This window comes from Sphingopyxis sp. Geo25 (genome assembly GCF_949769135.1).
GTDB lineage: Bacteria > Pseudomonadota > Alphaproteobacteria > Sphingomonadales > Sphingomonadaceae > Sphingopyxis.
The window spans coordinates 378426-396422 of sequence record NZ_CATKOZ010000001.1; the positions used below are offsets into that span (position 1 = coordinate 378426).

17 protein-coding genes are annotated in these 17997 nt (G+C 66.7%); 10 read left to right on the plus strand and 7 right to left on the minus strand.

The window, feature by feature from the left end:
* Positions 1-69: 69 nt before the first annotated feature.
* Entirely contained in the window at positions 70-1572 is a 1503-nt protein-coding gene (amaB, locus tag QOL68_RS01930) for an L-piperidine-6-carboxylate dehydrogenase (protein WP_283418412.1), read from the plus strand.
* Between the two features lie 120 nt (positions 1573-1692).
* Here amaB and QOL68_RS01935 read toward each other — a convergent pair whose 3' ends face one another.
* From QOL68_RS01935 to fsa, 3 genes are all read right to left on the minus strand, one after another.
* Positions 1693-3195 carry an acetyl-CoA acetyltransferase gene (locus QOL68_RS01935; RefSeq protein WP_282946460.1) on the minus strand — a complete coding sequence of 501 codons (1503 nt, stop codon included), beginning with the start codon at positions 3193-3195 and terminating at the stop codon, positions 1693-1695.
* Between the two features lies 1 nt (position 3196).
* Positions 3197-3991 carry an enoyl-CoA hydratase-related protein gene (locus QOL68_RS01940; protein WP_204993377.1) on the minus strand — a complete coding sequence of 265 codons (795 nt, stop codon included), beginning with the start codon at positions 3989-3991 and terminating at the stop codon, positions 3197-3199.
* 98 nt (positions 3992-4089) lie between these two features.
* Entirely contained in the window at positions 4090-4740 is a 651-nt protein-coding gene (gene fsa / locus QOL68_RS01945) for a fructose-6-phosphate aldolase (protein WP_058457030.1), read from the minus strand.
* A 189-nt stretch (positions 4741-4929) separates the two neighbouring features.
* Here fsa and radA point away from each other — a divergent pair, with 189 nt between their 5' ends.
* The 4 genes from radA to QOL68_RS01965 are packed head-to-tail and all read left to right on the plus strand — an operon-like array spanning position 4930 to position 9158.
* Positions 4930-6291 carry a DNA repair protein RadA gene (gene radA, locus QOL68_RS01950; protein WP_282946466.1) on the plus strand — a complete coding sequence of 454 codons (1362 nt, stop codon included), beginning with the start codon at positions 4930-4932 and terminating at the stop codon, positions 6289-6291.
* Between the two features lie 10 nt (positions 6292-6301).
* The gene (locus tag QOL68_RS01955; RefSeq protein ID WP_156416442.1) at positions 6302-6850 is read left to right on the plus strand and encodes a CvpA family protein; all 549 of its coding nucleotides are present in this window, start codon (positions 6302-6304) and stop codon (positions 6848-6850) included.
* Positions 6847-7275, plus strand: a complete 429-nt coding sequence (locus QOL68_RS01960; RefSeq protein ID WP_282946470.1) for an iron-sulfur cluster assembly scaffold protein — start codon at positions 6847-6849, stop codon at positions 7273-7275. The genes QOL68_RS01955 and QOL68_RS01960 overlap by 4 nt, the downstream gene beginning before the upstream one ends.
* Entirely contained in the window at positions 7272-9158 is a 1887-nt protein-coding gene (locus tag QOL68_RS01965) for a cation:proton antiporter domain-containing protein (RefSeq protein ID WP_282946472.1), read from the plus strand. Before QOL68_RS01960 ends, QOL68_RS01965 begins: the two co-directional genes overlap by 4 nt.
* Before the next feature lie 510 nt (positions 9159-9668).
* Here QOL68_RS01965 and aroB read toward each other — a convergent pair.
* Complete coding sequence (gene aroB, locus QOL68_RS01970; RefSeq protein WP_282946473.1) at positions 9669-10763, minus strand: 3-dehydroquinate synthase; 1095 nt, start codon at positions 10761-10763, stop codon at positions 9669-9671.
* Positions 10751-11326, minus strand: coding sequence for a shikimate kinase (locus tag QOL68_RS01975; RefSeq protein WP_082657529.1), 576 nt, complete (start codon positions 11324-11326; stop codon positions 10751-10753). The genes aroB and QOL68_RS01975 overlap by 13 nt, the downstream gene beginning before the upstream one ends.
* A gap of 274 nt (positions 11327-11600) precedes the next feature.
* On the opposite strand from QOL68_RS01975, the gene QOL68_RS01980 reads away from it, so the two are divergent.
* The 4 genes from QOL68_RS01980 to QOL68_RS01995 all read left to right on the plus strand — a co-directional run bounded on the left by QOL68_RS01980 (position 11601) and on the right by QOL68_RS01995 (position 16936).
* Positions 11601-13415: a hypothetical protein gene (locus tag QOL68_RS01980; protein ID WP_282946476.1), complete on the plus strand. Its 1815-nt coding sequence runs from the start codon at positions 11601-11603 to the stop codon at positions 13413-13415.
* A gap of 20 nt (positions 13416-13435) precedes the next feature.
* Positions 13436-14359: a tyrosine recombinase gene (locus tag QOL68_RS01985; RefSeq protein ID WP_282946478.1), complete on the plus strand. Its 924-nt coding sequence runs from the start codon at positions 13436-13438 to the stop codon at positions 14357-14359.
* 9 nt (positions 14360-14368) lie between these two features.
* A complete protein-coding gene (locus QOL68_RS01990) occupies positions 14369-15316 on the plus strand; it encodes an acetyl-CoA carboxylase carboxyltransferase subunit alpha (protein WP_282946480.1) in 948 nt (315 codons plus the stop codon).
* Positions 15317-15442: 126 nt separating this feature from the next.
* Positions 15443-16936, plus strand: coding sequence for a M48 family metalloprotease (locus tag QOL68_RS01995; RefSeq protein WP_502957367.1), 1494 nt, complete (start codon positions 15443-15445; stop codon positions 16934-16936).
* A 77-nt stretch (positions 16937-17013) separates the two neighbouring features.
* On the opposite strand, the gene QOL68_RS02000 is transcribed toward QOL68_RS01995, so the two are convergent.
* Together QOL68_RS02000 and QOL68_RS02005 are read right to left on the minus strand one after the other, a co-directional pair.
* Positions 17014-17178, minus strand: a complete 165-nt coding sequence (locus QOL68_RS02000; protein ID WP_282946482.1) for a Flp family type IVb pilin — start codon at positions 17176-17178, stop codon at positions 17014-17016.
* Positions 17179-17325: 147 nt separating this feature from the next.
* A complete protein-coding gene (locus tag QOL68_RS02005; RefSeq protein WP_282946484.1) occupies positions 17326-17496 on the minus strand; it encodes a Flp family type IVb pilin in 171 nt (56 codons plus the stop codon).
* Between the two features lie 83 nt (positions 17497-17579).
* Between QOL68_RS02005 and QOL68_RS02010 the strand changes: the two genes are divergently transcribed.
* Positions 17580-17990, plus strand: a complete 411-nt coding sequence (locus tag QOL68_RS02010) for a (deoxy)nucleoside triphosphate pyrophosphohydrolase (RefSeq protein WP_282948244.1) — start codon at positions 17580-17582, stop codon at positions 17988-17990.
* Positions 17991-17997 lie beyond the last annotated feature (7 nt).

The following is a 17997-nucleotide window of genomic DNA, read 5'->3' on the forward strand; positions in this document are numbered from 1 at the left end:
TCGGTTGCTGGCTGCGATAACCCGCGAGCCACAAACTGCAAGGGCGGTCGCCCTTATACGGAAGGATGGATGATGGCCGGGATCGGCGAAGAAGTAGCGCATTTGTTGGACGCGCTGGGTGTCGACAGGGCGGCGTGGACTGACGGATCAATGCCGTCGCACTCGCCGCTGACCGGCGAGCACGTCGCGTCGGTGCGCGTCGCCGACGCCGCCGATATCGATGCGGCGCTGAACCAGGCGAGCGCGGCGTTTCGTGCGTGGCGGAACGTTCCCGCCCCGCGTCGCGGCGAACTGGTGCGGCTTTTCGGCGACGAATTGCGGGCCGCCAAGGACGATCTGGCGAAGCTGGTGACGATCGAGGCGGGCAAGATCCCGTCCGAGGGCGCGGGCGAGGTGCAAGAGATGATCGACATCTGCGACTTCGCGGTCGGGCTGTCGCGCCAGCTATACGGCCTGACGATCGCGACCGAGCGGCCGGGGCACCGGATGATGGAGGTCTGGCATCCGCTGGGCGTCGTCGGGGTGATTTCGGCGTTCAACTTTCCGGTCGCGGTGTGGGCGTGGAACGCGGCGCTTGCACTGGTGTGCGGCAACAGCGTGGTGTGGAAACCGTCGGAAAAGACGCCGCTGACCGCGCTCGCGACGCAGGCGATTTTCGAGCGCGCGGTGGCGCGTTTCGGCGATGCGCCCGCGGGGCTGTCTCAGCTGCTGATCGGCGGGCGTGAGGCTGGCGAGGCGCTGGTCGACGACGCGCGCGTTGCGCTGGTCTCGGCAACCGGATCGACGCGGATGGGCCGCGCCGTGGCGCCGCGATTGGCTAAGCGTTTCGCCCGCGCGATCCTCGAACTCGGCGGCAACAACGGCGTGATCGTCGCGCCTTCGGCCGACCTCGACCTGGCGCTGCGCGGCGTCGCCTTCGGGGCGATGGGAACTGCGGGGCAGCGCTGCACGACGACGCGGCGGCTGTTTCTTCATGACGGCATCTATGACGGTTTCGTGGCGAAGCTTAAGGCCGCCTATGCCAGCGCGGGTGTCGGCAATCCGCTGGAGGGCGAGGTTCTCGTCGGGCCGCTGATCGATCGGGCCGCTTATGAGAGGATGCAGGAGGCACTGGGTGCGGCAGAGGCAGCGGGCGGGGTGGTGCACGGCGGCGAGCGCGTCGGCGAGGGCGCCAGCTTCTATGTGAAGCCCGCGCTTGTCGAGATGCCGGGGCAGGTCGGGCCGGTGCTCGAAGAGACCTTCGCGCCGATCCTCTACGTCATGCGCTACTACGACCTCGATGCCGTGATCGGGCTGCACAATGACGTCGCGGCCGGGCTGTCGTCGGCGATCTTCACCACCGACATGCGGGAGGCCGAGCGGTTTCTGGCCGCGAGCGACTGCGGCATCGCGAACGTTAACCTTGGCACCTCGGGCGCCGAGATCGGCGGCGCATTCGGGGGCGAAAAGGAAACCGGCGGCGGGCGCGAGAGCGGTTCGGACAGCTGGCGCCAATATATGCGCCGCGCGACGAATACGGTGAATTATTCTGACGCGCTGCCGCTCGCGCAGGGGGTTTCGTTCGAGATTTAGCTTCCGAAAAGCCGGTCCAAAATTTCCGTTCGCATCGAGCGAAGTCGAGACGCCCATCGGAGTGGTGCGAGGCCGACAGGTGTCTCGACTTCGCTCGACACGAACGGAATAGAGGTTGGATCAGATTGACCGCCAACCGAAGCCTTCCTCCAACGCCACAATCTGCCCTGCCGTGCCCACCGGCTCGGCCTTGCCATCAGTCAAGAACGCCAGCATCGCCGCGTCGGTCACATCAACATGCGCCAGTGTGCGTGCGCCTTCGGGCGTGCGCGCCACCACGACACCCGCTTTCGGACTGCCGTCACGGTCGTAAAAGACCGTGTAGCTCTCGATCGTCGCCGGCCCCGCATAATCCTCGATCAATTCAGGCACCGGTCGACGCTTCGTTTCCGCCTCGGCCTGATAGTCGAAATCCTGCGGAAAACTCGCCGCCGCGATCGGCTCGCTGCCCAGCACGATGCAATGATTGTCGGTTGCGAAGCCGCCATTGGCGAACAGGAATCCATAGCGGCCTCCGCGGCGGAGTTTCTCCACCATCGAGACGATCGCATGGCTCATATAATTGGCGATCGGGCCGCCGCCGAAGGTCAGCCCGCCGAACACCGTTGCGGGCCGGTCGGCGGGCCAGCCGAGCGTGCGCCGCGCCATCTTGGGCACGCAGGGGAAGCAGCTGTAGAGTTCGACATAGTCGAAATCGCCGACCGCCATGCCATTCAGCTCAAGCGTGCGATTGATCGACGTCTCCATGCTCACGCTGCCGTCGTAGCGGTCGCGGTGGAGGATGCTTGCGGGCTCCTTCGCCGCCGCGCCCATCCCGACATAGATCAGCCGGTCCTCGGCGATGCCGCGACGGCGCGCTTGAGCAAGGCTCGCGACGAGGAAGCCCGCGCCCTGGTTTACCGACGAATTGGCGACCATCAGCTTCGAATAGGGGAAGGCAATCGGGCGGTTGCGCTCGTCGACGCGGAGGATGTCATCGGGCGTCGCGGGTTTACGAATCCATGCGCCGTCGTTCGCGGCCGCGATCTCCGAAAAGCGCGACCAGATTTCCGCGCTCTCGGCCTGAGCCTCGATCAGGCTTTGCCCCCATGCGGCGCGCGTAGCATTTTCATAAAGCGGATAGACATCGACCGGCGCCGCAAGGCCGTGCTTCTGTGCATAATTCGGTTCGCGCCGCGTCGCGACCTTGCGGATCGCATTATAGCTCTTGTCCTCGCCGCTCGCGGCCTTGGCGGCGCGGCCGGCGGCGGTGCGCAGCGCCTCGGCGCCGACGATCGCGGCGAGCTTGACCTCGCCCGCGCCGATGCGATTTGCGGCTTCGTTGAGCAGCCGGACCGGCGTGTCGCCGTGTGGCGCAGCCGACTGGTAGTTGATCGCCGGGTTCGCACCGATCGCGGCGGCGAGCGGCTCGGGGAGCTTGCCGAGGCTGTGAAAGCTGATCTGGTCGACGATCGCCAGGCTGTCGATGTCGGTCAGCGAGACGCCCGCATCTTGTGCCGCGACGTTCAGCGCGGCGATCATGAGGCCAAGCGAGTCCAATCCCCGATCGGGATCGTCGGGCCGGTCGTTGACCTGCCCGACGCCGATGATGACAGGAATGCGCTCGGGATCGGCAAGGCTCATATCAGCGCGCCTTCCATTCGGGCTTGCGCTTCTGCGCGAAGGCGAGCGGGCCTTCGCGGGCGTCTTCGCTGCGCATAAGCACACTGCGTTCCCGGGTATTGTGCTCCCAATAGGGCGCGTCGGCCGGGATACGGCCATCCTGAATCCCGAGCGCAACGCGCTTCGATGCTTGCACCGACAGTGGCGCATTGGCGGCGATCTTCCCGGCGAGTGCGATTGCAGTGGGCATCAACTCGGCGAGCGGGACAACATGATTGACGAGGCCGAATTCGGCAGCGCGTGCGGCGGGGATCGGGTCGCCGGTCAGCATATATTCCATCGCGAGCTTGCGCGGTAGTTGCTGGGCAAGGCGGAACGCGCCGCCCGCCGCAGCGAACAGCCCGACCTTGACCTCGGGCAGGCCGAATTGCGCATGATCGGCCGCGACGATGATGTCGCTCATCAGCGCGATCTCGCAGCCGCCGCCAAAGGCGAAGCCGTTCACCGCGGCGATGATCGGCTTCGAGATCGGGTGGGACACCATGCCCGCAAAGCCCCACGCCTGCTGCGCCGGATCGTCGGGTGCGAGACTTTCGCCTCGCGACAGCGCGACGAGGTCGGCGCCAGCGCAGAAGCTCTTGTCGCCGGCGCCGGTGATGACAACGGCGCGGATTTCGGGGTCGGCCTCCGCGGTCTCGAGCGCCGTGCCGATGCCGATATGCACCGCGGCGTTGACCGCGTTGCGCGCCTCGGGCCGGTTGATCGTGACGATCAGGACATGGCCGCGGCGTTCGGTCAGGATGGTGGTATCGGTCATCGCGAATCTCTCCCTTTCGGGCGAGTATCGCGGGTGGTTGACGTTTACGTCAACTGCTGATCGTCATTGCTTCGCTCCGCTCGCAATGACGAGGTTCATCAGATCGACTGCCCGGTCTTCGCCCAGTCGGCGAGGAAGCCTTCGATGCCCTTTTCGGTGAGGATGTGCTTGAAGAGGCCCTTGATGACCGACGGCGGCGCAGTCATCACGTCGGCGCCGATCTTCGCGGCTTCGAGCACATGGATGCCGTGGCGCACGCTCGCGACGAGGATTTCGGTTTCATAGGTGTAATTGTCGTAGATGAGCCGGATGTCGGCGATCAGTTGCATGCCGTCGAAACCATTGTCGTCGTGGCGGCCCACAAAGGGAGAGACGAAGGTTGCGCCCGCCTTCGCGGCGAGCAGCGCCTGCGCCGCCGAGAAGCAGAGCGTGACGTTGACCATCGTTCCGTCGTCGGTCAGCGCCTTGCAGGTCTTGAGCCCGTCGATCGTCAGCGGCACCTTGATGCAGACATTGTCGGCGATCTTGCGGAGGATTTCGGCCTCCTTCATCATCGTTTCGTGGTCGAGCGCGACGACCTCGGCTGACACCGGACCATCGACGATGGCGCATATTTCCTTGGTCACTTCCTTGAAGTCGCGGCCCGACTTGGCGATCAGCGACGGGTTGGTGGTGACCCCGTCGAGCAGGCCGGTCGCGGCGAGTTCCCGGATGTCGGCGATTTCGGCGGTGTCGGCAAAGAATTTCATGGCGCGGGCGTTCCTTTTGGGAAGGTGATTCGGATGCTGGCGATCCCCTATAGCCCTTTCCTCGTCATTGCGAGCGAAGCGAAGCAATCCAGAGTTGCGTAAGTCGCCCTGGATTGCTTCGCTTCGCTCGCAATGACGATGTTATTATCTTCTAGCGTTCGTTCTTTGTTCCCGTTAAGCGAGGCCATGATGGCCAAAGCGAAACGTCAATATGTCTGCCAGAATTGCGGCTCGGTCTCGTACCGCTGGCTGGGACAGTGCGCCGACTGCAACGAGTGGAACACGCTCGTCGAGGAGGCCGGCGAGACGGCTTTTTCGGCGAAGCACGACCTGAGCCGGGGCGGGCGGGCGCTCGCGCTCGAAACGCTCGACGTGCATAGCCCGATGCCCGAACGCATGCTGTGCGGAATCGCCGAGTTCGACCGCGCGCTCGGCGGCGGTTTCGTCGCGGGATCGGCGACGCTGATCGGCGGCGATCCGGGGATCGGCAAGTCGACATTGTTGCTGCAGGCGGCGGGCAGGTTGGCGAAATCGGGCAAGTCGGTCGTCTATATCAGCGGCGAGGAAGCCGCGGGGCAGGTGCGGCTGCGGGCGCAGCGGCTGGGGCTCGGCGATGCGCCGGTTGCGCTCGCGAGCGCGACGTCGGTGCGCGACATTCTCGCGACGCTCGACAGCCGGACCGCCGATTTCGTCGTGATCGACTCGATCCAGACGATGCACAGTGACCTGATCGACAGCGCGCCGGGCACGGTCAGCCAGGTGCGCGCCAGCGCGCAGGAACTGATCCGCTACGCCAAAGACAGCGGCGCCGCGATCGTGCTCGTCGGGCACGTCACAAAGGACGGGACGATCGCGGGGCCGCGCGTCCTCGAACATATGGTCGACACCGTGCTCGCATTCGAGGGTGAGCGCAGCCACCAATATCGCATCCTCCGCGCCGTGAAGAACCGCTTCGGGGGCACCGACGAGATCGGGGTGTTCGCGATGGGCGAGGAGGGTCTGGGCGAGGTCGCCAATCCGTCGAGCCTGTTCCTGACCGACCGCAGCCACGACGTGCCGGGTTCGGTCGTGTTCCCCGCGCTGGAAGGGACGCGCCCGGTGCTCGTCGAGGTGCAGGCGCTGACCGTCCGCCTCGCGAGCGGGGCGACGCCGCGGCGCGCGGTGGTCGGCTGGGACAGCGGGCGGCTGGCGATGGTACTGGCGGTGCTGGAGGCGCGCTGCGGGCTCCAGATGGGCGGCGCCGAAGTCTACCTCAACGTCGCGGGCGGCTACCGGCTGACCGACCCGGCAGCCGATTTGGCGGTCGCGGCGGCGCTGATCTCGGCCTTCAGCGAGCGGCCGGTGCCCGCCGACGCGATCGTCTTCGGCGAGCTGTCGCTGTCGGGCGAGGTGCGCCCCGTTTCGCACGATGCGTTGCGTCTGCGCGAAGCGGCGAAGCTCGGTTTTTCAAGGGGCTGGGGGCCAAAGGGGATGAAGGGCGTGAACGGGATCGGCGTCACCGGCTTCGGCCGGCTCGGCGAACTCGTTGACCTGATGCTCGGGCGCGACTAGCGACCGGCGAATGGCAAGTCTGACGGCTCTGGATATCATCGTGCTGACCCTCGTGGGCGGCAGCGCGATCCTCGGGTTCTTGCGCGGCCTGGTGCAGGAGGTGACGAGCCTGCTCGCCTGGGTGCTCGCGATTGCGGCGGTGCGTTTCGGCCATCCCTTCGCCACCGATTTCCTCGAAGCGTGGGTAGGGACGGAAGGCGGAGCGGCGGTGCTGGCGTTCGTATTGCTGTTCGGCGGGGTGTTCTCCATCGTCAAATGGGGATCGCGCGCCATGGGTCAGCGCAGCCGCGCCTCGCTCGTCGGCGGCTTCGACCGCGGGTTGGGGGCCGGGTTCGGTGCGGTGAAGGGGTTGATGATCGCGACCCTCGGCTTCATGCTGGTCACGCTCCTCTATGATGTCGGATATGGCAATGCGCAAAGGCCGGCGTGGATGACCGACAGCCGAACCTATCCCGCGCTCAGCGCGACCAGCGGGGCGCTGAGCAAGGTGATCGCCGATCGTCGCGCCGAAGCGCGCGCCGCCGGATCCGAAGGCGCGCCTGCGGCGGCCCCGAAATGAGCGCTCCGCTCTATAATCGCGACATACTGTCGCTGGCGGTCGCAACTGCCGATTTCCCACCGCTGGAGGCGCCGCACCACCGTGTTTCGGCGCGCGCGCCGCTGTGCGGCAGCGCGATCATATTCGATCTCGATACCGACGAGGCGGGCCATGTGACCGCCGTCGGGATGCATGTCGAAGCCTGCGCGCTCGGGCAGGCGTCGGCGGCATTGCTTGCGCGCCACGCGGTGGGGCGGGGGCTCGCCGACATTCGCGCCGCCCGCGACGCGATCGCCGGCTGGTTCAGGAACGGGGGCGCCGTGCCCGATTGGCCGGGCTTCGACCTGCTCGCACCCGCGCGCGATTATCCTGCGAGGCACGGTGCCATCCTGCTGCCCTTTGACGCCGCGGTCACGGCGTTCGAAGGTCAGGCGGCAGCGGCATGAGCCCAATTCTCCTCACCGCCGCGACGGCCGAGGCGGCCACGGCGGCGGCGGAGACCGCGACCGACACCGCGCTGTTCGAGGGCGCGATCCTGCTCGGCGTTGCGACGCTGTTCGTGCTGATCTTCCGCCGGCTCGGTCTTGGTGCGGTGCTCGGCTACCTGATCGCCGGCGCGCTGGTCGGGCCGCACGGGCTCGGTCTCGTCGGCGGCGGCGAGTCGAAGCTCGCCTTCGCCGAGATCGGCATCGCCTTCCTCCTCTTTCTCGTCGGGCTGGAGCTCCATCCGCGGCGGTTGTGGGAGATGCGCAAGGCGATCTTCGGACTGGGATTGGCGCAGGTGGTCATCACCGGGCTGATCCTCGCGGGGCTGATCCTGCTGACGCTCGGCTTCAGCTGGCAGGCGGCGCTCGCGCTCGGCCTGCCGCTCGCGCTCTCATCGACTGCGCAGGTGCTGCCCAGCCTCAAAAGCTCGGGGCGGATCAATTCGCCGTTCGGCGAAAAGGCCTTTTCCGTCCTGCTGTTCCAGGATCTGGCGATCGTCCCGATGATCACGATCATCGCCGCGCTGTCGCGCGCGCCCGCCGATCCCTCGGCGCCGCCGGGATGGCAGATGGCGCTTTATACAGTGGGAGCGATCGCGGCGCTGGTGCTCGTCGGCCGGTTCGTCGTCAATCCGCTGCTGCGCCTGATCGGCCGCTATGGCGAACGCGAGCTGTTCGTCGTCGTCGGGTTGCTCGCGGTGCTGGCGAGCGCCGCCTTCATGCACAGTCTGCACCTCTCGACCGCGCTCGGCGCCTTCATCGCGGGGATGATGCTCGCCGATTCGCCGTATCGGCACGAGATCGAGGCCGACGTCGAGCCGTTTCGCCTCGTGCTGCTCGGTCTTTTCTTCCTCGCGGTCGGCATGGTGCTCGATGTCAATGTCGTGATCCAGAAACCGATGCAGGTCGTCGGGCTCGCGGCGGGGCTTGTGGCGGTGAAGATCGTCGTGCTCACGCTGCTCGTGCGTACCTTCGGCAAGCCCTGGAGCATGTGCCTCGGCCTCGGGCTGCTGCTGAGCCAGGGCGGCGAGTTCGGTTTTCTGCTCTTTGCGCAGGCGGCCGACGCGCTGCTGATCGCGCCCGAGGCGGCAAGCCTGTTCAGCGCGGTCGTGACGCTGTCGATGATGACGACGCCCTTCCTGATGCTGTTCGCGCGCAACCTCGAATTCTCGCCGGGCGTCGAGGCCGATCTCGACGACCCCGAAAATGCCCCGCGCGGGTCGTCGATCGTCATCGGCTATGGCCGGTTCGGCCAGATCGTCGCCCAGATGCTCCATGCCGTCGATTGTTCGGTGACCTTGATCGACAAGAAGCCGAGCCAGATCGAGCTGTCGGGCCGTTTCGATACCAAGGTCTATTTCGGCGACGGACTGCGCATCGACGTGCTGCGGCGCGCGGGGGCCGAGGAAGCGCGGCTGATCGTTTTCTGCACCGACGACCGGACGATCGATGCGGCGGCACTCGCGCCGATCGTCGAGGCCTTTCCCAATGCCCGCGTGCTGACACGGGTGTTCGACCGCCGCCAGCTGCTGGCGATCGAGGGATCCGGGGCCGTGGGCGCGGTGCGCGAGGTGTTCGAAAGTTCGATCGCGCTCGGGCTCATGGCGCTGCGCCAGCTCGAGGTCGAGCCGCGCGAGATCGACGATGTCGAAAGCGCACTGCGCCAGCTCGACGCCGAACGGCTCGACATGCAGATCAGCGAGGGCGATATCGCGGCGGGGCGCGATTACCGGTTCGTTGCCGGGGGCGGACGGCAGGCGTCAAGCGTGCTCGAGGCGCTGCGCGAACGGCGGCAGGCCGCGAAGCGGGCGCGAGAGGAAGCTGAGGCAGAACAAGCCGCCTAGCCGCGCTGTTCGGCCGGCGCGAGGGCGCGTGGCCGTCGCCAAAGTTCAGGAAAGTTCAGCCTTACGCGCACCCGGGCTTGGACCTCGCGGCGTGCTGGACGCGCGCGGCAGGCCCACAGGAGCTGAACCCGCGAACCGGGCAGCGACCGCTTTTCGTTCCCCGGATGAATGAGCCGGACGAAGGCTGGCATAGCCGGATAATGTAGGAAAGACCTTTTCGAGGGCGACGGCGGATTTGGGTTGGATTCCAGACACTCGTCACCCCGGACTTGATCCGGGGTCCACGACTTCAACGCCGCGATGGATCCCGGATCAAGTCCGGGATGACGAAGAAAGGAATATCCTCCCTGTCGCGCAGCGATGGGGAGGGGGACCGTCGCCGCAGGCGATGGTGGTGGGGCCACGACCTCGCGCCATTTGCCCCTCCGTCAGCGCTTCGCGCTGCCACTTCCCCATGGCTTCGCCACGGGGAGGAACCAAACGGCAACCTCCAGTCGCTAACCGCCGTCCTCAACGATCGAGGAACGCCGCCACGGCATCCAGCCCATATTCGTCGGTGACGAAGCTTTGTCCGATGCCGCGCGTCAGGATCAGCGGCAGTTTGCCGCCGCGCACTTTCTTGTCGTGCGCCATATGCGCGGCGAGCGCGGCGCCACCGGTGTTGACCCCGGCGCTGGCGAGACTGTGCGGCAGGTCGACGCTGGCCAGATGGTCGCGGACGCGGTCGGCGTCGGCGAGGGGGCACAGGCCGTTCGCTGCGGAAAATTGATGCGCGAGCACCATCCCTGCCGCGACAGCTTCGCCATGGAGCAGGCGGTCCGAATAGCCGGTTTCGGCCTCGAGCGCGTGGCCGAAGCTGTGGCCGAGATTGAGCAGCGCGCGGATGTCCTGTGTCTCGCGTTCGTCGGCGGCGACGATGCGCGCCTTGGCGCCGACGCTGTGCGCGATTGCCTTGTGCCGCGCTCCCGCATCGCCGGCGAGCAGCGCAGCGCCGTTCGCTTCGCACCAGTCGAAAAACGCTGCGTCGTCGATCAGGCCATATTTGACGACCTCGGCATAGCCCGCGCCCAGTTCGCGCCGCGGCAGCGTGGCGAGCGTCGTCGGGTCGATCACGACCAGCGCCGGCTGGTGGAAGGCACCGATCAGATTCTTGCCCGCGGGGACGTTGATCGCGGTCTTGCCGCCGACGCTGCTGTCGACCTGCGCGAGCAGGGTGGTCGGTACCTGGATGAAATGGCAGCCGCGCTTGACGATGCTGCACGCAAAGCCGACGAGGTCGCCGATGACGCCGCCGCCGAGCGCGATGACATGGTCGCTGCGCTCGATGCCTTCGCCGATCAGCCATTCGGTGAGGCGCGCCAGTCCCTCCCAGCTCTTGGTACCCTCACCGGCGGGCAGGACGAGCGAGGAAAAGGAGATATTGTCGTTCGCGAGCGATGCGCCGACCCCGACCAGATAGTGGGGCGCGACATTGCTGTCGGTGACGATCATCGTGCGCGGCCGGCGGAGCAGCGGCGCGACGTGCGCGCCGATGTCGCGGATCAGCCCGTCGCCGATCAGGATCGGGTAGCTGCGGCTGCCGAGGTCGACGGTCAGGCGTTCCACTGCGACAATTCCTCCATGATGGCGCGCACCGTATGCTCGTGCGGGCTCGACGCCGAACTGACGCGGATATGCGCCTGGGCATAGATCGGATTGCGCACCTCGGCGAGTTCGCGCAGCACCGCGCCGGCATCGCGGCCCTTGAGTAGCGGGCGGTGGCCGCGTCGGGCGGTGCGCTCGACCAGCGTCGGGATATCGGCGTCGAGCCAGATGCAAAGGCTGTCCTTGAGGATCAGCGCGCGCGTCTCTTCGTTGACGAAGGCGCCGCCGCCGGTTGCGAGGACGTGCGGCTTTCCCGCGAGCAGCCGCGCGATCACGCGGCGCTCGCCATCGCGGAAATGCGCCTCGCCGAATTTGGCGAAAATGTCGGAGATGGTCATCCCCGCAGCGCGCTCGATCTCGTCGTCGGCGTCTGCAAAGGCCATGCCGAGCCGTTGCGCGAGGCGGCGTCCGATCGTCGACTTGCCCGATCCCATCAGGCCGACGAGCACGATCGACCGCTCGCGGATCGAAGCGGGAAGCGTCGCAGGGGCGGCAGGCGCCGGGCTTTTCGGGTTTCGCGACATGGTGCGCGCGGCTATACCGCGCAGGCCGCGCGGGACAATGGTTTTCGCCGCGCATTTATGGGACGAACGGCGGGCATTGCATATTGCGCGAAACGGGCAGATCGGGAAAAGGCCGATGGAGGCGGCGGCTCGGCTGGCTGCTGCTCGCGCTGCTGGCTTTCCTGCTGTTGCTCTTCTATCTGGGCCGACCGGTCGAGCCCCGGACGATTGAGGTGGATGTGACCGACAAGATTGCCGAAACCGCGGCTACCAGGGACGGACCCAGAGACGAACGATGACGAGGAAATGGCTGACCTTGACGCTGGGCCTGTCGGGCACCGCGATCGCCGCGGCGCTGGTGCTGCCCGCGCTCGCACAGGAATCGCTGTTGCCCGAAGGCTTCGGCAACCCCGCCGAAACGCCGGCGCCCAAATCGTCGCCGACACCGTCACCGACCTCTGCGACGACGCCGTCGCCCTCGTCATCATCCTCTTCGCCGGGCGTGACGCCGCCATCGGTCGTGCCGACAACGAGCGCGGCCAGTGATGAGGAAGGCGAGGACGCTGTTGAGGGTGAGGAGGAGACCGCGGGTGGCCTCAAATATGACCTGCCACCGGGCGCGCGCCGCCTGCTGACGCGGATCGGGCCGCTGACGCCTGAGACCGGCGGGCTCGCCCCCGATGCTTTCGGGGTGCGCGGCCAATATGCCGCTGCGATCATGCGCAAGACCAACGGCGCGCTTGCCTCGCGCTGGGGCCAGATCCTGCTGCGCCGCGCGCTGTCGTCGGCGATCGATACGCCCGAGACGATCAATGGCGCCGACCTCGCCGCCGATCGCGCGGGCCTGCTCCTCAGGATGGGCGAATCGACCGCGGCTCGCTGGATCGTACAATCGGTCGACTATGACCGCGCGAGCCCGCGGATGCTGCAGGTCGCGCTGCAGACTTTCCTTGCCACCGCCGATCCTGCGGGGCTCTGTCCCTATGTCCCGGCGGGCCTCGCGCATGGCGAGGAACAATCGTGGCGGCTCGCCTCGGCGATCTGTTCGGGGCTGTCGGGCGATGCCGGCCCCGCAGGCTGGGCGATCGGCCGCGTCCGGTCGAGCGGCCGCATCAACAATTTCGACATCCTGCTGACCGAGCGGGTGCTTGGCGCGACCGGCGCCGGGCGCCGCTCGACCACGATCGAATGGGACAAGGTCGATACGCTGACGAGCTGGCGCTTCGGCATGGCGACGGCGACCGCGATTGCCATTCCCGCCGAACTGCGCAGCACCGAACCCGCCTATATGCGTGGGTGGACCGTGCTTGCGCCGATGACCGAGATGGCCGATCGCGTCGCCGCGGCGCCCGATGCAGCGGCGCGCGGCGTGCTGTCGAGCGAGGCCTATGTCTCGCTGCTCAGCGCCGCATCGAGCGAGGAAGAACCGCCCGAGGCGCTCGCCGCCCAGATCGACGAACTGCGCAATGCCTTCGGCGCGGCGAGCGGCGCCGATCGCTATACGGCGATGCAGGCACTTTGGGGCGCGGGAGACAATCCGGTGCAAGGCTATGCCGCGCTGGTCGCAACGGCGCGCGCCGCGGCGGGACTGTCGACTTCGACCAAGGTTGGCGACGACCCGTGGCAGCTTCTGGGCTCGATGTTCGCCGGCGGCTACGATCGCAACGCGATGGACTGGGCGTCGCAGCTCAATTCGGGCAGCCGCGCGTGGGGTGTGATGGCGGTGGGCTCGCCGCGGCCGCTTGCGGGCGTTAGCGCCGGCAGCGTCAGCAGCTTCGCGGGCAACGACGACAGCACCGATTATCTGCGCTCGAAATTCCTCGTCGCCGGGCTCGCGGGGCTTGGCCGGCTCAGTTCGGAGCAGGCCGCATCGGCGGCGGGCGATCTCGACCTCAATCTTGGCAAACAGACGCGCTGGTCGCGGGCGATCATGGCAGCGGCCGAGCGGCGCGAGCCGGGGATGGTCGCGCTGATCGCGGCCGCGGGGATGCAGGGCGAATGGTCGAAGATCCCGCCCTATCATCTCTATTACATCGTCCGCGCGCTGCGCGAGGTCGGGCTCGATGCCGAAGCGCGGATGATCGCTGCCGAGGCGCTGGTGCGTGTCTGACGTTCGAGATTTGTCAGACTATGTCTGACGGGCCGCTGATCGACCGCTTTCTGGAAATGATGGCCGCCGAGCGCGGCGCATCGCGCAACACGCTGGCGGCCTATCGCCGCGACCTGGTCCAGGCGGCCGAACTGGTGTGCGGATCGCTGGAACGGGCGGATGCCGACGATCTGCGGGCCTTGATGGCCGAATATCGCTCGCTCGCGGCGAGCAGCGCGGCGCGCAAGCTGTCCGCGCTGCGGCAATTCTATGCCTTCCTGCTCGACGAGGGCGAGCGTGGCGACAATCCCGCGCTCGACATTGCGCGCCCGGCCACGCGGCGGCCGTTGCCGCGCATTCTGACCCATGACGACGTCGAACGCCTGTTCGCGCAGGCCGGGGAGGCGGCGGCGGGCGAGGCGCCGCCCGCGAATGCGGTGCGGCTGCTGCTGCTGCTCGAACTGCTTTACGGTTCGGGTCTGCGTGCGAGCGAACTCGTGTCCTTGCCGCGCCGCGCGGTCACGGGCGGACGCGAATTTCTGATCATCCGGGGCAAGGGCGACAAGGAACGGCTCGTGCCGCTGTCGGACCGCGCGCGCGCAGTGCTCGACCGCTGGCTGCCGCTGCTCGCCGACGGATCGCCATGGCTCTTTCCTTCGGGCAAGGCGCATCTTTCGCGCGTGCGGCTGTTCCAGATGCTGCGCGAGCTGGCGGCGCGGGCGGGGATCGATCCCGCCGCGATCAGCCCGCACGTCCTGCGCCACGCCTTTGCGACGCATCTGCTCGAAGGCGGAGCCGATCTGCGCGCGCTGCAACTGATGCTCGGCCACGCCGATATCGCGACGACCGAGATTTACACGCATGTCGATAGCCGCCGCCTCGTCGAGCTGGTGAACAGGCGTCACCCGCTCGCGCAAATGGAGCTTGGCTCCGCGACCGTTGACGTTGCGGCATCATCGTCCTAGCGACTGCGCATGACAGCCTTTCTGGACTTTGAAAAACCGGTCGCGGCGCTGGATCGGCAGATTGCCGAACTGCGCGAAATGGGGGGAGACCCCTCGCTCAATATCGAGGGCGACATTGCTCGGCTTGAGGATAAGTCCTCGAAATTGCTGCGTGATATCTATGGCAAGTTGACCCCCTGGCAAAAGACGCAGGTCGCGCGCCATCCCGACCGCCCGCATTTCAAACATTATGTCGCGGGGCTGTTCGACGACTGGATGCCGCTGGCGGGCGACCGCAATTTCGGCGACGATCAGGCGATCCTGGGCGGCCTCGCGCGCTTTCGCGGCCGCCGCGTGATGGTGATCGGCCATGAAAAGGGCGACGATATTCCGTCGCGCATGAAGCACAACTTCGGGATGGCGAAGCCCGAGGGCTATCGCAAGGCGATCCGCCTGATGCAACTCGCCGACCGGTTCGGGCTGCCGGTGGTGACACTGGTCGACACCTCGGGCGCCTTTCCCGGCATCCAGGCCGAGGAGCGCGGGCAGGCCGAGGCAATCGCGCGCTCGACCGAGCAATGTCTCGCGCTCGGCGTGCCGATGGTCGCGGCGATCGTCGGCGAGGGCGGCTCGGGCGGCGCAATCGCGCTGGCCGCGGCGAACCGCGTGCTGATGTTCGAACATGCCGTCTATTCGGTGATCTCGCCCGAAGGATGCGCGTCGATCCTGTGGCGCACCGCCGACAAGGCGGCCGATGCCGCGACCGCGATGAAGATGTCGGCGCAGGATCTTCTTGGCCTGAAGATCATCGATCGCATCGTTCCGGAGCCGGTTGGCGGCGCGCATCGCGCCCCCGAACTCGCTATCAAGGCGCTCGGCGATGCGATTGCGCAGGAACTGGACGCGCTGGCGAAGCTGCCATCCGAAGCGCTGCTCAACGAACGCGAGGAAAAGTTTCTCGCCATGGGGCGAGCATAGTCGCCGGAACCTGAAGCGACGTCATCGCGTTGAAATTCCACTTGGTCCGGCCAGTCGTCCACCAGACGGCTTGCCTTGTCCTGTTTCGGGTTTATCCCCGACGGGCGCATAAGTGGGAGGCAATCGATGAAGCGAAAGACGGCAAGCAGGCTGGGGATCATGCTCGCGGCCAGCGTCGCGCTGACGGGTGTGGCGGACGCGCAGCTCAAGGCGATCCGGACGCAGACCGCGATCACGCCGGCCGAGCGCAAGCAGGGCGACGAGGCGCATCCGCAGCTTTTGCAGGAATTCGGCGGCGCCTATGCCGGGCCGCAGGCCGCCTATGTGAACCGCATCGGCCAGAATATCGCCGTCCAGTCGGGCCTTTCGCGCTCGCCGAGCGATTTTACCGTCACCCTGCTCAACTCGCCGGTGAACAACGCCTTCGCAATCCCCGGCGGCTATGTCTATGTGACGCGCCAGTTGATGGCGCTGATGAACGACGAGGCCGAACTCGCGGGCGTGCTGGGCCACGAGGTCGGCCATGTCGCGGCGCAGCACAGCAAGAAGCGCCAGTCGGCGGCGACGCGCAACACGATCCTTGGTGTGCTCGGCGCGGTGCTTGGCGGCGCGATCGGCGACAATGGCGGGCTGCTCGGCGGACTCGGCGGCCTGCTCCAGAACAATGCGATGAAGGTCGCGCAGCTTGCGACGCTGGGATTCTCGCGCAGTCAGGAATTGGAGGCTGACCAGCTCGGCGTGCAATATCTGAAGAAGGCGGGCTATGATCCGCTTGCGCTGTCGACGATGCTCGCGAGCCTTGCCAACCAGACCAGTCTCGAGGCGCGGCTGTCGGGCGGCGATGCGCGCTCGAGCCCCGAATGGGCGAGCACCCACCCCGACCCGGCGTCGCGCGTCCGCAATGCGCAGAGCCTCGCATCCAAGGTCGGCACGGGTGGCGTGCGCAACGCCGACGCCTTCCTCGCCTCGGTCGATGGCGTGCTCTATGGCGACGACCCCGCGCAGGGCGTCGTCGAGGGCCGCGACTTCCTGCATCCGGACCTGCGGCTGAAGTTCACCGTGCCGAACGGCTATGGCATGCAGAACGGGACGAGCGCGGTACTCGTCAGCGGCAATGGCGGGCAGGCGCAATTCTCGACCGCCGCCTATAACGGCGATATGAACGCCTATATTGCATCTATTTTCAAGGATATAGGGGGGAATGCTAGCCTGTCGCCGGGCTCCATCCAGCGCACGACGGTGAACGGCATCCCGGCCTATTATTCGGTCGCGCGCGCCAATACCCAGTCGGGGCAGGTCGACGTCACCGTCTTCGCCTATGAATTTTCGCGGACCAGCGCGTTCCACTTCGTCGCGCTGACGCAGGCGGGCGGGGCGGGCGTGTTCAACCCGATGTTCCAGAGCGTACGGCGGCTGACCGCGAGCGAGGCGGCGGCGATCCGGCCGCGGCGGGTCGATGTCGTGACGGTCGCGCGCGGCGACACGGTGGCGACGCTGGCGCGGCGCATGGCCTATACCGACCTGCAGACCGAACGCTTCCAGGTGCTCAACCGCCTGACCGCGACGAGCCGGCTGACGCCGGGGCGGAAGGTCAAGATCGTCGTTTACGCGAATCGATAAGGCGGACGCGAAAAAGGGGCGGTGGAAACCACCGCCCCTTTCTTTTTTCGGTCCGCCAGGAAATCTGGCGGAAAACCTTACTTGCTAAGGTTCGTGCTGACGTCGGTGAAGGTGTTCTTCACACCGTTGCCGACGGCACCCATCGCAGCGATGCCGGCGACGGCGATCAGAGCGGCGATCAGGCCATATTCGATAGCGGTCGCGGCCTTGGTGTCGCGGACGAACTTCTTGATGAACTTCATGACTGGTCTCCTGATGCTTCACTTACCCTGTTGACGGTCTGGTCTGGGTCAACGTTCACGGGTTTAGGTGAAATAGGTTTTGAAAATCTTAATGAGGGAACCTTGCAACAACATGCGCAGAATCCCAGAATCGTACATTCAAGCGCGCTAGAGTACCTCGCCTGCGGCTGTCGAAACGTCATTCCACATATTGATGGTCGAGGTTCCGACCGCTCCCATCGCGCCGAGCGCAGCAAGGAATATCAGGGCCAAGAGAAGCCCGTATTCGACGGCTGTGGCGGCCCTGGTCGACCGCAGCAGCCCCTGAAACTTGTTCATTGTTCCGCCCCTACTGAAGTTATAGTTCCCGAGGATGGCGAGCGTCGCACAGGAAGGTTAAGAAATTGTCCGTGTCCGAACCGATGAAATCGGCAATGCCGGGCCTGTTCGTAGTGGCGGCCGCCTTGGTCGATCGCGACGGTCGGCTGCTCGTCCAGCAACGCCCCGAAGGCGGGGCCATGGCCGGGCTGTGGGAATTCCCGGGCGGAAAACTGGAGCCCGGCGAGACGCCGGAACAGGCGCTGATCCGCGAGCTGGCCGAGGAACTGGCGATCGACGTCGAGGAGGCGTGCCTCGCCCCCGCCTGTTTCGCGAGCGACCGGATCGGCGACAGGCACCTGCTGCTCTTGCTCTATGTCTGCCGCAAGTGGCGCGGAACGCCGGTGGCGCAGCATGCGAGTGCGCTGCGCTGGGTGCGGCCGGTTGAGCTTCACGGGCTCGCGATGCCGCCCGCCGACAAGCCGCTGATCGGCCTGCTCGAAGCGCTGGTGTGACCGGTCG

What these genes read in the sequence shown, in the direction of transcription:
- QOL68_RS02000 (WP_282946482.1), bottom strand. Translation starts at nt 17,178, where the DNA reads ATGAAGTTCATCAAGAAGTTCGTCCGCGACACCAAGGCCGCGACCGCT.
- QOL68_RS01995 (WP_502957367.1), top strand. Translation starts at nt 15,443, where the DNA reads ATGAAGCGAAAGACGGCAAGCAGGCTGGGGATCATGCTCGCGGCCAGC.
- QOL68_RS01935 (WP_282946460.1), bottom strand. Translation starts at nt 3,195, where the DNA reads ATGAGCCTTGCCGATCCCGAGCGCATTCCTGTCATCATCGGCGTCGGG.
- QOL68_RS01980 (WP_282946476.1), top strand. Translation starts at nt 11,601, where the DNA reads ATGACGAGGAAATGGCTGACCTTGACGCTGGGCCTGTCGGGCACCGCG.
- QOL68_RS02010 (WP_282948244.1), top strand. Translation starts at nt 17,580, where the DNA reads ATGAAATCGGCAATGCCGGGCCTGTTCGTAGTGGCGGCCGCCTTGGTC.
- amaB (WP_283418412.1), top strand. Translation starts at nt 70, where the DNA reads ATGATGGCCGGGATCGGCGAAGAAGTAGCGCATTTGTTGGACGCGCTG.
- QOL68_RS01960 (WP_282946470.1), top strand. Translation starts at nt 6,847, where the DNA reads ATGAGCGCTCCGCTCTATAATCGCGACATACTGTCGCTGGCGGTCGCA.
- fsa (WP_058457030.1), bottom strand. Translation starts at nt 4,740, where the DNA reads ATGAAATTCTTTGCCGACACCGCCGAAATCGCCGACATCCGGGAACTC.
- QOL68_RS01990 (WP_282946480.1), top strand. Translation starts at nt 14,369, where the DNA reads ATGACAGCCTTTCTGGACTTTGAAAAACCGGTCGCGGCGCTGGATCGG.
- QOL68_RS01940 (WP_204993377.1), bottom strand. Translation starts at nt 3,991, where the DNA reads ATGACCGATACCACCATCCTGACCGAACGCCGCGGCCATGTCCTGATC.
- QOL68_RS01955 (WP_156416442.1), top strand. Translation starts at nt 6,302, where the DNA reads ATGGCAAGTCTGACGGCTCTGGATATCATCGTGCTGACCCTCGTGGGC.
- QOL68_RS01985 (WP_282946478.1), top strand. Translation starts at nt 13,436, where the DNA reads ATGTCTGACGGGCCGCTGATCGACCGCTTTCTGGAAATGATGGCCGCC.
- QOL68_RS01965 (WP_282946472.1), top strand. Translation starts at nt 7,272, where the DNA reads ATGAGCCCAATTCTCCTCACCGCCGCGACGGCCGAGGCGGCCACGGCG.
- radA (WP_282946466.1), top strand. Translation starts at nt 4,930, where the DNA reads ATGGCCAAAGCGAAACGTCAATATGTCTGCCAGAATTGCGGCTCGGTC.
- QOL68_RS02005 (WP_282946484.1), bottom strand. Translation starts at nt 17,496, where the DNA reads ATGAACAAGTTTCAGGGGCTGCTGCGGTCGACCAGGGCCGCCACAGCC.
- QOL68_RS01975 (WP_082657529.1), bottom strand. Translation starts at nt 11,326, where the DNA reads ATGTCGCGAAACCCGAAAAGCCCGGCGCCTGCCGCCCCTGCGACGCTT.